The sequence below is a fragment of the Candidatus Blochmannia ocreatus genome (assembly GCF_023585745.1).
In the GTDB taxonomy this organism is placed as follows: Bacteria; Pseudomonadota; Gammaproteobacteria; order Enterobacterales; family Enterobacteriaceae; genus Blochmanniella; species Blochmanniella ocreatus.
In genome coordinates, this window is sequence record NZ_CP097762.1 from 118,338 (window position 1) to 131,555 (window position 13,218).

Here is a 13,218-nt window from a genome sequence, read left to right on the forward strand (position 1 = left end):
AAAATATCGTGTTCATCACATACAATATGATTATGATGTTAATATATATTGTATAAATTTTTAAGAAAATAACTAATATCTATACATTATAGTATAACAAACTATAATACTAGTTATTAGTATTTAAATAATTAATAAATCAATATAAAATTATATATTTGTAATTACAAGGTATCTCAATATCATGATTTCTATAAATAATTCTAGTCCATTATTACGTATTGCTGTCACAGGAATAACAGGACGTATGGGTAAAAAAATAATAGAATATTTTTTAATAAAAAAAAATAAACAACTTAGTAAAAAAATTATATTAGGAGCTGCTATAGTACGTAAAAATTCTAGTATTTGTGGTATAGATATCGGTACTTTTAATAAAATTAATGAATTTGGAGTAAAAATTACTGACAATTTAGAATTAATCAAAGATGATTTTGATACTTTAATTGATTTTACTGCTCCAGATATATCAATACAATATTTAAATTTTTGTGTTAAAAATAATAAAAGTATAGTAATCGGTACTACTGGTTTCAAGCAACAACATAAAAATATTATACGTAATGCATCTAAGACTATAGGTGTTATGTATTCTGCTAATTTTAGTATAGGAATAGCATTAATTTTAAAAATTTTACATAAAATTACAAAAATTATTGGAAATAATGCAGATATTAGTATTATAGAAACTCATCATAATAAAAAACGTGATATACCATCTGGTACTGCTATAATGATGCAAGATCTCATTAGAGATACACTACAATCTATACAGACTAATAAATCTATAAATTACAATTTAAAAAAAAGAATGTATCCTTCTAAACAAAAAAATATAATTTATGATATACCAATTCATTCAATACGTATAGGCAACGTTGTTGGGGAACACACAGTGTTATTCAATATTTTAGGAGAACGCTTAGAAATTACACATAAAGCAGATGATCGTGCAATATTTGCTTATGGAGCTTTATGCGCTGCTATTTGGCTAGGATGTAATAAAAAAGGTTTATTTGAAATACATGATATATTATAAATATACATATTTATATACTATAAAAAGTAAATATGACTGCATTAATTGTTAAATAATTACGTTAGTAATATTATTACATTGAAATTCTTAAATTTAAATATAATAAAACATGTGTAAATTTTGTTTACACATGTTTTACTTTTATGTAAAATAATAATAATTTAAATTTTAATAAAAATTCATAAAGTTTCCTAATCAATTATGTTAATTAACAATTAATTGTTTTGTTAAAAATAGAGATATTTTAATGAGACCAGCATTATTAGTACTAGAAGATGGTACCCAGTTTTGTGGATATTCAATTGGTGCAGACGGAGATACAGTAGGAGAAATAATATTTAACACATCTATGACGGGTTATCAAGAAATTATTACCGATCCTTCATATGCTTTGCAAATAGTGGTATTGACATTTCCTAATATTGGAAATGTTGGGATTAATGAATATGATGCTGAATCTTCCTCTATTCAAGTAAAAGGCCTTATTATTCGTAATTTAACTATTACTGTTAGTAATTTTCGCCATCAGTTAACTCTTTCTGAGTATTTAATTCAACATAATATTGTTGGAATTGCTGGAATCGATACTCGCGCGTTAACTCGATTAATACGAAAAAAAGGTACTCAAGCTGGGTGTATTATTGCGCGTGATGTACTAGATGTTAAATTAACAGTATTAAATAAATTTCACGAATTTTCTAATACGCAGAAACAAAATTTTGTTAACTCAACAGTAAGTGCTTCCAAAAAATATATTTGGAATCAAGGTATTTGGAATATGAATTCAGGTAAATTTATTACCCCAATAAATTTACCGTATCATGTTGTAGTATATGATTTTGGTATTAAAAGAAATATTATGCGTATGTTAGTAAATTATGGTTGTTTATTAACTGTGGTACCTTCTAATACTACAGCATATGAAATAATTGATTTAAAACCTGATGGTATTTTTTTATCTAATGGACCCGGTAATCCAAATTTATATAAATATGCAATTAATGCTATTAGATTATTCTTAGATACAACTAATATCCCATTATTTGGAATTTGTTTAGGACATCAGTTATTAGCATTAGCTAATGGCGCAAAAGTAATAAAAATGAAATTTGGTCATCATGGTTCTAACCATCCAGTTAAGGAACTAAAAACTAATAAGATTATAATCACTGCTCAAAATCATAATTTTGTTATAGATAAAAATGCTCTACCCGATACATTACAAATAACACATATTTCATTATTTGACGGAACACTACAAGGTATGCATCATGTTAATAAACCCGCATTTAGTTTTCAAGGGCATCCAGAAGCTAGCCCAGGCCCGCATGATGCTGCATCATCATTATTTGGTCATTTTATTGAGTTAATTAAAAATTATCGTAATCAACAATAAGTATAAAGGAGTTACGATGTGCCAAAAAGAACTGATATAAATCGTATCCTATTATTAGGATCTGGTCCAATTGTTATAGGGCAAGCGTGCGAGTTTGATTATTCTGGAGTGCAAGCTTGTAAAGCATTACGTGAAGAAGGATATTACATTATTTTAGTTAATTCCAATCCTGCTACAATCATGACAGATCCAGATTTAGCTGATGTTACTTATATTGAAGCTATTACTTGGAGAATAATATCTAAAATAATAGAAAAAGAACGTCCCGATGCATTATTATGTACTATGGGTGGACAAACTGCTTTAAATTGCGCTTTAGATCTAGATCGTTATGGTATTTTAAAAAAATTTAATGTTATTACAATCGGTGCAACTATAGATGCTATTTATAAAGCAGAAGATCGTCAAAAATTTCGAGTATCTATGGAAAATATTGGATTAGAAATAGCGCGTTCTGATATTGCAGACAACATGGATAAGGCTATGTTAATATTAAAAAATATTGGTCTTCCTTGTATTATTCGTCCTTCTTTTACTTTAGGTGGAACCGGAGGAGGTATAGCTTCCACTACAGAAGAGTTCAAAATGTTATGTAAGAACGGATTTAATTTATCGCCAAACCATGAACTTTTAATTGATGAATCCTTAATTGGTTGGAAAGAATATGAAATGGAAGTAATACGTGATATTAAAGATAATTGTATCATTATATGTTCTATAGAAAATATAGATCCTATGGGTATTCATACCGGTGATTCCATTACTGTAGCGCCAGCTCAAACCTTAACTGATAAGGAATATCAAATTATGAGAAACGCTGCAATAATGGTTTTACGCGAAATTGGAATTGCAACTGGGGGAGCAAATGTACAATTCGCTGTACATCCAAAAAATGGAAAATTGATTGTTGTTGAAATGAATCCTAGAGTTTCAAGGTCATCGGCTTTAGCTTCAAAAGCTACCGGGTTTCCTATAGCAAAGATAGCAGCAAAGTTAGCTATAGGTTATACTTTGGATGAATTATCAAATGATATTACTAATGGACGCATTCCCGCTTCTTTTGAACCATCTATTGATTATGTAGTCACTAAAATTCCGAGATTTAATTTTGAAAAGTTTCCTGGTTCATATAATAGGTTAACAACTCAAATGAAATCTGTAGGTGAAGTTATGGCCATTGGTCGTAGTCTACAGGAATCTTTACAAAAAGCAATACGTGGATTAGAAATAGGGGCCACTGGTTTTAATTCTAAAATTAATTTAAATCATCCTAAAGTTTTTAGTAAAATTGCATATGAATTAAGAAATGCTAGTAATAATAGAATATGGTATATTGCTGATGCTTTTCGTTATGGTATGTCTGTAACACAAGTGTTTCATTTAACTAAAATTGATCGTTGGTTTTTGTCACAAATTCAAGAATTAATACAATTAGAAAATGAAATAGTATCTTTAGGTATATCGTATTTAAATAAAGATAAGTTATTAATGCTCAAAAAAAAAGGATTTTCTGACGCGAGACTAGGACAATTAACAAATGTTTCGGAAGATAGCATTCGAGTCTTAAGATATATGTATGATATACATCCTGTATACAAACATGTAGACGCTTGTGCTGCAGAATTTTCTACTGATACTTCTTATATGTATTCTACTTATGATGGTGAATGTGAATTCCAATGTGATAAAAAAGAAACTATTATGATATTAGGAGGTGGACCTAATCGTATTGGACAAGGCATAGAGTTCGATTATTGTTGTGTTCATGCAGCAATGGCATTGCGTGAGAGTGGATACCACGTGATTATGGTGAATTGTAATCCTGAAACTGTTTCTACTGATTATGACATTTCAGATGTTCTATATTTTGAACCAATAACGTTAGAAGATATTCTAGAGATTGCTCGTGTTAATAAACCAATAGGTGTAATCGTACAATATGGAGGCCAAACTCCATTAAAACTTGCTAAAGCAATAGAAAATGCTGGAATATCTATAATAGGTACACACCCTGATGCAATAGATCAAGCAGAAAATAGAGAACGATTTAAACGTTCTATCAAATATTTAGGATTAAAGCAACCAAATAATATTACTGTTACATCTTTAAATATAGCTCTTAGTAAAATTAAAACTATAGGATATCCAGTAGTAATAAGGCCTTCATATGTGTTAGGGGGAAGAGCTATGAAAATAGTATATAATGAAGAAGAATTACTATTCTATTTTAGAAATGCTGTGAGAGTTTCTCATAACGCTCCAGTATTATTAGAACATTTTTTAGATAATGCAATTGAAGTAGACATAGATGCTATTTGTGATGGAAAAAGAGTATTAATCGGCGGGATCATGGAACATATTGAACATGCAGGTATCCATTCTGGAGATTCAGCATGTTCTTTACCGGCCCATACATTGAATAAAAATATACAAGATGAAATACGTAATCAAGTAAAAAAATTAGCGTTTGAATTTAGAATAAAAGGTTTAGTAAATATCCAATTAGCAGTACAAAAAAATAAAATTTATATAATTGAAATTAATCCAAGAGCCTCAAGAACAATACCTTTTGTATCTAAAGCGACTGGTATTGCTTTAGCAAAAATCGGTACTCGTGTTATGATTGGACAATCTTTGTTGTCTCAAGGTATAGTACAAGAAGTGGTTCCTCCATTTTTTTCAGTAAAAGAAGTAGTTTTACCATTTAATAAATTTATTAACGTTCATCCAATATTAGGGCCAGAAATGAGATCTACTGGAGAGGTTATGGGAATTGGGCGTTCTTTTGAAGAAGCATTTGCTAAAGCGACATTGAGTCATCGATCTATTTATATAAAAAAAAGTGGTTGTATATTATTATTATTATCTGATAAGGATATGAATAAGGTAGTTGATTTGGTTACTAAATTTTTGCATAAAGGTTTTATGTTGGATGTTACATATGAAACTGCTAAAATATTAAAAAAATCTGGTATTGAATCTAATTTGATTCAACCAATCCATTTAAATAATGGATATGTTTATAAAAAAATAAAAAATAAAGAATATATATATGTTATTGATACTAATTCAGTTAACGTTTTTGACAAAAGTAATAACAATTCTACATTATTTTGTCAGATTGCTTTGAAACACAATATTCATTATGGTACCACAGTAAATGGAAGTTTTGCGACAGCAAATTCATTACTTATAGATCCTACCGAATATGTTATATCTGTACAAGATATGCATTTAAAAATAATGAAGACATTATTTAATCAATAAATATGTGAATATATTAATATAAAAACATTTTTATGTAAATGATCATAATAAAAATATAAATTTTACTTTTATTAAGTATGATTATTAGCTTAATTGTTGCATTAACTTCAGAACATATTATTGGGAATAATAATAAAATTCCTTGGAATTTTCCAGAAGATATTAAATGGTTTAAATATCATACTATATATAAACCTATAATTATGGGAAGAAAAACTTTTGAATCTTTGGGAAAAAAACCATTATTAAACAGATATAACATTGTTTTAAGTAACAGATTATCAAGATATAATTATCATAATGTTTTTATAGCAAATAATTTATATTCTGCTTTATCTGTTATAAAGAATAAAGATGAAATTATGATAATTGGAGGTGGTGCAATATATAAAATTTTTTTTCCGTATGCTCAGCGTTTATATTTAACATATATTAATAGTAAAATTTCTATTGAGGGAGACACATGGTTTCCATGGTATAATAGAAAAGAATGGGTGTCTATTTTAGATTATTCTTATAAAACTAATAAATATAATTGTTTTGAACTAAATTTTCAAATTTTAAAACGTCGTTGAGTATATATTATTTAATGTATGAATAAGTGATTTATGAATGTATTTAAATAAAAATTGACATATATAGAACTATTATTAGGCAAGTAATAAAAACGCTCTAAATTTTAATTATTTTGAATAATAATGTGCGGTATTTCTGGAGCACAGGATAGTTTTTTAATTTTTTTATGTTCCCATTGTAATATAGTTAACGAACCACCCCAACAACAACCAGTATCCAATCCATAAATCCTCGGAGGAATTTTAGCATTTTTTAATGATGCCCAATGACCAAATATAATATTATATGCAGGATCAATAACTCTTTTGAAAGAAAACCATGGATACAATTCTTTAGGGGAAGATTTAGGATCTCCTTTATATTTTAAGTTTAATTGACCATTCGGATAAATATAACGCATACGTGTAAATACATTAACATTATTTTGTACTCTCTTTATAATTTCTGGATGAACATATTTAATATTAGATATATTCTGATGAGTAAATAATATACTAAGGTCATCACTAGTTAAAATTGATTCTATTTCTCGTGCATATTCTTGAGTATTTAATAGATTCCAATGGGGATGAATACCAGCATGCGTCATTAATATCTTTTCGTTTTCATTTATATACAATAAAGATTGATGTCTTAACCAATATATTAATTCATCTGAATCTGATGCATGTAATATTTCATGAAAATAATCGACGTATTTTTTATTATGCATATCAAAAAAAGTTTTTAATAAATGTAATTCATGATTACCTAATACGGTATAAGCACTTTTACGTAAAGAATAAACGTAACGTAGAACTTCTAATGAATTTGGTCCTCTAGAAATAAGATCTCCAGTTAAATGCAATATATCCATATTTGGATCAAAATTAACAAGATCTAAGATCTTCATTAAACTTGAATAACATCCATGAATATCTCCAACAAAATAATTAACCATTTTAAATTAAAAATCTTGAAATTAAATGAATTAAATTCACATTGTAATATGATACACTATCAGGATGTATATTGCTATATAGTTAGAAATTATTACTGTAAGTAATAATGAATTATTATTTGAAAATATTTTATATAAATAAAAATTTAATAACATTAATATATACGAGTTCATTAAAAATAATTCGTGGGATACTATTTCTTAAATAGGTTATCTTAAAAGCTATTTTTTAGGATTTTCAGCTTGTCATTTAACATAGATGTTAAAGTGCAATATTGATTAATAGTGATATTTTCTGCTCTTAGTTTCGGATTGATTCCTTGTTTTAACATTTCATTACTTCTGAAAATTTCAGATAAACTATTGCGCAAAATTTTACGTCTTTGTCCAAAAGCTAACTTTGTAATCAGTGATAAGTGTGCTATATTAATTTTTGGATATGGAATAATATGATGTGGTATTAATTTTATAAATGTAGATCTCACTTGTGGAATGGGAAAAAAAGAACTTTTTGGTATGTTTATTATAGGTGTATTAACACAATAATATTGTGTTAATACACTTAAGCGTCCATATGCTTTTGAGTTGGGAGCAGCTAAAATTCTATCAGCTACTTCTTTTTGCATGGTAAAGTACATATCATTAATTACATGAATATATTGGAACAAATATATAATTAATTTTGTAGATATGTTATATGGCAAATTTCCTATTAATCGAAGTTTTTTTCCCATTCTTAATGATAAATCAATGAAATTTATATTCATTACATCTTGATGATAAATATTAAGTTTTTTATTAAATATTTGGTTTAACTGTTTAACTAAATTTAAATCACATTCTATTACAATTAAAGAATTAATATCAGAGGTAATTTGTAATAATTTTTTAGTTAATGCTCCTAATCCAGGTCCAATTTCTACTATTTTTTGATTTTTTTTAGGAGCAAAATTGGTAAGAATGTCATTAATAATATTTTGATCTTTCAAAAAGACCTGACCCCACTTTTTTTGTATAAAATGATTTTTATAATATAATTTTTTCATACATACAATTATTACTCATGTTAATAGCTACATTGATAGCTGTGATCATACTATTAGGTAATGCTTTGCCAGATCCAGATAATTCTAAGGCAGTACCATGTGCCACTGAAGTTCTAATAAATGGTAAGCCAAGTGTAATATTCACTGATGTGTTAAATCCAGAGTATTTTAATACAGGTAAACCTTGATCATGATACATTGCTAATATTACATCAGCATGTTTTAAATATTTTGGTTGAAATATAGTATCAGCTGGTATGGGTCCTAATATTTGATAATTTTTATTTTTTCTCAAAATATTTAATGTAGGTATAATGATTTCAATTTCTTCTCTGCCTAGATAACCTGATTCTCCAGAATGTGGGTTTAACCCACATACATAAATTTTCGGGCGTAAAATACCAAAATATTTTTTTAAACTTTCAGAAAGAATATGAATAGTTTCACTAAGAGTTTTATGGTTAATAGATTTTGTAATAGATGCAATGGGTATATGGGTTGTTACTAATGCTACACGAAACTTATTATTACTTAGCATCATAACAGTTTTTGAACAATTACTAATTTTAGATAAAAATTCTGTATGTCCTTGAAAAAAGATATTATATTTATTAATAATAGCTTTGTGCACTGGACCAGTTACTAATGCTGCAAATTCTCCAGTTATACATCCATGAGTCGCGCGCGTTAGAGTATTAATTACATAACGACTATTTTTTATATTTAATTGACCAGGAATTGAATTTTGTGAAAGGAGTGAAGGTAAAATAGATATTTCTCCGGGTTTACAGGGAAATGGATTTTTTTTGGGATAGTATGAACGTAATTTTAAAGGTAAATTAATTATTTTTGCTCTATCTAATAATAGATTAGGATCTGCGCATATAACTAGTTCTACAGGCCATTTTTTTTGCGCGCTCATAATTAGTATATCAGGCCCAATACCTGCAGGTTCTCCTGCAGTAATAATAATACGTTTATATTTTTGTATATCTTTAGTATTTTTCATTTTGATGAATAATCTTAATATATGAAGATGAATGTAATTCTTGGATCCATTTATTCATAATTTCATTATTTTTTTTATCTAATAAATATAAATAAGCACGTTCATATTTAATATCAGAATAATTAATAACAGACATATCTATTAACTGAATTAAAAATCCTCCATAATTAGTGTATATTGGCGTACTAACTTCGTTCTTTTTTAAAGAAAGTAACATTTGTTGTATTTCTGAATCAAACATATCTAAATCTTTAGATGTTATATTTTCTATATAGAAATTAAAACAACTATGATTCTTTAATTTTTCATTAATAATCATTGAAAACGGCGTGTTTGTATTTTCCACAAGTTCTTTAATTTTAGTGAGTTCTTTAGTTATATTTACATGATCGTATGATTCTTTTATGCCAAATATTTTTGCATATACTTTAGTTATAGGAAAACTAGCTTTTTTATAACGTATATCTTTTATTTCTAAGATATGTATTCCATCATGCGATGCAATTGGTCCAATTATATTACCTGGTTCTATTTTAGATAAATATTCATCAAAAATAACAGGTATATCTTGCCAATTGGTCCATTCCGAATCTATTATTCTAATAGTATGAATAATATCATTATAATAATAAATATTTATTAGATCTTTTTTGTCAAATTTTTTATATTTTTTTTGATCAATCAATAATTTTGCAAAATATTTTGTTTTGTTTATTTGGTTTAACGTTGGATTTATAGGCAAAGAAAACACAATATGATTTAATTTAAATTGTTTGTTAAAATTAATAACATTAAATTTATTAATAATATTATTTATTTCATTTATTGAAATATTATTACTGCCATATTGATGTAGAACAGAACTGTATATAGTCCTTTTAAGTATATCTTGATATTGTTTAAAATAATATTTTTGGTAATCTATATTTATATCATTCAAATATTCTTGAAACTGATGTATCGTCATTCCGTATGACATTGCAATGCGTTCAATTACCCAATGAATTTGATTATATTCAACAGTAAAGTTTGTGTGATCAGTTATTTGAAAAATTATATTTTCTATGATTAGTTGTTCTAATATTCTTTTATAGGAGAGAATATCTGGTGTTATATCAATTAAATTAATATCGAAAATATTATTTCGAGTCATATATATTTGATGTTTAACATCGCTATCTAATATAGCATTATTATTTACTAATGCTACAATTTTATCTATTGTTTTAAATTCCCCAAGAACTACACTAGTTTTAAATATGAAAACTAAAGTTAATTTTTTCCAAAATTCCATAATAATTTATTTATATTTTATATAAAATGTATTTTTTGATATGGAAACATTTGTGTTTTTAACATTTTATATGGGTTAGATTGACAATCTTCTAAAGAATTATAAAGTCTAATATTTAATTTTATTTTATTATCGTAAATATTACGATTTGATAGCTTGATCCAATCAATAATATTTCTTTCAAATTCCATATTTATACTCCAACATGGAGTATAATACTGTATTCCTATTGCTTGATCGATACTTTTGTGATTTTTTAAATTATAATAATGAGAAATACTTATATTCCAGCTATCAATAATTGGAAAATAATTAAGTATTCCCAATTGAGATATTGTATTATGATAAATTGATTCATCACAGTGTGGTAATATACATTTTAAATATTTTTTATTTAAATATTTATATTGTATCTGTGAGACTTGATTATTATTTCCGACATATTCTAATATTATATTTCCAAACGGTACTATATGATTATATATATGATAATATATTTCAGAATTCATATGCCAATTTTTATTAATATTAAAATATCCGGTGCTTAAAAAAAATGTGTTATTTGATTTTTCTTTGTCCCTACATCTAATGATTTTTAAAGATTTATAATTATAATTAATGATGTCAAAAACTTGCCCTATAGATATATAACATAATTCTTTTTGCTGTATTTTATTAAAATATCGGAAAGTAATATCTCCTATAATTTGATGCATAGGTGCAATACGATCTAATCCACTGTATGTGGTTCCATAAAATAAATTTTTATAACTCCTATGAATAAAACTAGTATCATATATACCAATATTTTCTTGAAAAGAATACGGTATGTAGACATATTGTATCCGTGGTTCTAAAAAATGTTTATATTTATTAAATAAATTTTTTTTACTTTCAAAAACCATTTGACCATTAATCTTAAATTTCGGAACAATACGATTAATTATATGCTTTAAGTGAGATGCTGTATGTTGAAGATTATAAAAATTTATGTTGTTTTGTTGATAATGTGTAATTTTTAATTTTGCTTCCGTATTAAGGTTGTTCCAATAATTATATATTGAAAAATTTAACTTGGGTTCTAAATGTATTCGAATTGTTTTTGGAAAATAATAATTAGTGGGTATAAATTGTGTTATTTGACTAAATATTTTTAGTTCAAATAATTGTTTTTGTGTGTTACTACTATAACATAATGCGTTTAACTCTAATTGTGGCGCAGCTCTATAATTAGGATATTGTTTTTTTATTGCGTCTTTAACACCGGTAAAACCAAGATAAGCTAAATTAGCATTCCAAGTTTCTTTATTATAACTACATAAAATTTTTTGATTAATAGTATTATTATGTATACTGCTATATTTTGGTGTACAAACATTTTTAATATTGTTATTTGAGTTTATAGATGAAAGATAATCAGCATTAAAATGCCAATATTTGTTCATAAAACCCTTGTGATTCCAATATAATTGCCAAAATTTATTTATTTCTTTTTTGTTATGAGCATTTTTTTTTGGTAATTTTTTGTTGTTATTTAAATGTAGGATTAATGATCCTTTTCCTGGAAAAAGAAAATAGTTTAATTGTGTTTCCAACGTTATTCCAGAATGAGCTGAGTAACATGGAGAAATAATTCCTGAGTAATATTTTGAAACATTATTAATAATAGGATAAGGGATTTTAAATTCTAATCCATTTTTACTACTATATTTAATAGTAGGTATATATTGTTTTAATTTACTATCTTTTTTTAAGGATATTGAAAAAAAAGGACTATAAAATATAGGTATTTTTTTAATTCTAATGCAAGCATTCCAAATATCTAGTTTTTGTTTATAACGATCATAAATCATTTGTGATCCTGTGATATTCCAGTAATCATCATTTATAATGCAAGATGTGCATTTCCCTTGTTTTAGAATAGTGTAACGATTGTTTTTTCTTTGTATAATAGAATTTGCGTTTCCATGAACAGGAGAATTTAATAAATGATATGTTCCTTGATAAAAATCTATATTTTTGTTATTTAAATTGATTAATGCTTGTGCACTTGTTATTGCAATATAATTACTGTTGTAATTTACATGCCCATAGGCATGTATTGTGTCACACAATAATTTAATATTTTCATTATAAGAAATTATTAATTTATCTGCCAGTAAAGTACTATGATCTTGTTTGATATTAACATTTCCGGATAATTGAATTTTTTTATCATAAAAATGTATATCTAACTCATCAGAGTATACATAAATTGATTTATTTATAGAGAAAGAATTATTGAAAATTTGATGCTGTGCATAATTGGAAGACGCATAACTTACAACATTAAAAGTGATATAAAATATAAAAAAAATTGTTTTGATAATAAATTTTTCATAAAAATATTTGGTATTATCAAATAAATTATTTTGATATATATTTAATAACATTAATTTTTATAGGATGAGATAACACGTCACAGTTGTAATATAGAAATTTACATATATTATATTCTAATAATAGATACACTAGTATTCAATTGTTACTGGTAATATTATTATTAGTGCATATAAGTATATGAATTATTAAAAGTATAAGACTAAATATTGTAAATTTAATATTTTTGTTTATTAAAGAAAATTCTCATATAAATATATAATGTATTAACA

9 protein-coding genes are annotated in these 13,218 nt (G+C 25.8%); 4 read left to right on the forward strand and 5 right to left on the reverse strand.

Features of this window, described 5'->3' with window-relative positions:
• Positions 1 to 184 precede the first annotated feature (184 nt).
• From dapB to M9405_RS00520, 4 genes are all read left to right on the forward strand, one after another.
• Positions 185 to 1,039 carry a 4-hydroxy-tetrahydrodipicolinate reductase gene (gene dapB / locus M9405_RS00505; RefSeq protein WP_250223335.1) on the forward strand — a complete coding sequence of 285 codons (855 nt, stop codon included), beginning with the start codon at positions 185 to 187 and terminating at the stop codon, positions 1,037 to 1,039.
• A 247-nt stretch (positions 1,040 to 1,286) separates the two neighbouring features.
• A complete protein-coding gene (gene carA / locus M9405_RS00510; RefSeq protein ID WP_250223336.1) occupies positions 1,287 to 2,435 on the forward strand; it encodes a glutamine-hydrolyzing carbamoyl-phosphate synthase small subunit in 1,149 nt (382 codons plus the stop codon).
• 18 nt (positions 2,436 to 2,453) lie between these two features.
• Positions 2,454 to 5,702: a carbamoyl-phosphate synthase large subunit gene (carB, locus tag M9405_RS00515; RefSeq protein ID WP_250223337.1), complete on the forward strand. Its 3,249-nt coding sequence runs from the start codon at positions 2,454 to 2,456 to the stop codon at positions 5,700 to 5,702.
• Between the two features lie 77 nt (positions 5,703 to 5,779).
• Positions 5,780 to 6,277: a dihydrofolate reductase gene (locus M9405_RS00520; RefSeq protein WP_250223338.1), complete on the forward strand. Its 498-nt coding sequence runs from the start codon at positions 5,780 to 5,782 to the stop codon at positions 6,275 to 6,277.
• A 104-nt stretch (positions 6,278 to 6,381) separates the two neighbouring features.
• Here the strand turns inward: M9405_RS00520 and M9405_RS00525 are convergent, their stop codons facing one another.
• The 5 genes from M9405_RS00525 to lptD all read right to left on the reverse strand — a co-directional run bounded on the left by M9405_RS00525 (position 6,382) and on the right by lptD (position 12,999).
• Positions 6,382 to 7,218: a symmetrical bis(5'-nucleosyl)-tetraphosphatase gene (locus M9405_RS00525; protein ID WP_250223339.1), complete on the reverse strand. Its 837-nt coding sequence runs from the start codon at positions 7,216 to 7,218 to the stop codon at positions 6,382 to 6,384.
• A gap of 215 nt (positions 7,219 to 7,433) precedes the next feature.
• Positions 7,434 to 8,264, reverse strand: a complete 831-nt coding sequence (gene rsmA / locus M9405_RS00530) for a 16S rRNA (adenine(1518)-N(6)/adenine(1519)-N(6))-dimethyltransferase RsmA (RefSeq protein ID WP_250223340.1) — start codon at positions 8,262 to 8,264, stop codon at positions 7,434 to 7,436.
• On the reverse strand, positions 8,245 to 9,273 hold the full coding sequence (gene pdxA / locus M9405_RS00535) for a 4-hydroxythreonine-4-phosphate dehydrogenase PdxA (protein ID WP_250223341.1): 1,029 nt from the start codon (positions 9,271 to 9,273) through the stop codon (positions 8,245 to 8,247). Before pdxA ends, rsmA begins: the two co-directional genes overlap by 20 nt.
• Entirely contained in the window at positions 9,260 to 10,567 is a 1,308-nt protein-coding gene (locus tag M9405_RS00540; protein WP_250223342.1) for a molecular chaperone SurA, read from the reverse strand. The genes pdxA and M9405_RS00540 overlap by 14 nt, the downstream gene beginning before the upstream one ends.
• Before the next feature lie 17 nt (positions 10,568 to 10,584).
• Positions 10,585 to 12,999 carry an LPS assembly protein LptD gene (gene lptD, locus M9405_RS00545; RefSeq protein WP_250223343.1) on the reverse strand — a complete coding sequence of 805 codons (2,415 nt, stop codon included), beginning with the start codon at positions 12,997 to 12,999 and terminating at the stop codon, positions 10,585 to 10,587.
• Positions 13,000 to 13,218: the final 219 nt, after the last annotated feature.

Bases quoted from the DNA above. Each gene is read 5' to 3' on its own strand.
- lptD (WP_250223343.1), bottom strand. From the start codon at position 12,999: ATGTTATTAAATATATATCAAAATAATTTATTTGATAATACCAAATAT.
- rsmA (WP_250223340.1), bottom strand. From the start codon at position 8,264: ATGAAAAAATTATATTATAAAAATCATTTTATACAAAAAAAGTGGGGT.
- dapB (WP_250223335.1), top strand. From the start codon at position 185: ATGATTTCTATAAATAATTCTAGTCCATTATTACGTATTGCTGTCACA.
- M9405_RS00540 (WP_250223342.1), bottom strand. From the start codon at position 10,567: ATGGAATTTTGGAAAAAATTAACTTTAGTTTTCATATTTAAAACTAGT.
- carA (WP_250223336.1), top strand. From the start codon at position 1,287: ATGAGACCAGCATTATTAGTACTAGAAGATGGTACCCAGTTTTGTGGA.
- M9405_RS00525 (WP_250223339.1), bottom strand. From the start codon at position 7,218: ATGGTTAATTATTTTGTTGGAGATATTCATGGATGTTATTCAAGTTTA.
- pdxA (WP_250223341.1), bottom strand. From the start codon at position 9,273: ATGAAAAATACTAAAGATATACAAAAATATAAACGTATTATTATTACT.
- M9405_RS00520 (WP_250223338.1), top strand. From the start codon at position 5,780: ATGATTATTAGCTTAATTGTTGCATTAACTTCAGAACATATTATTGGG.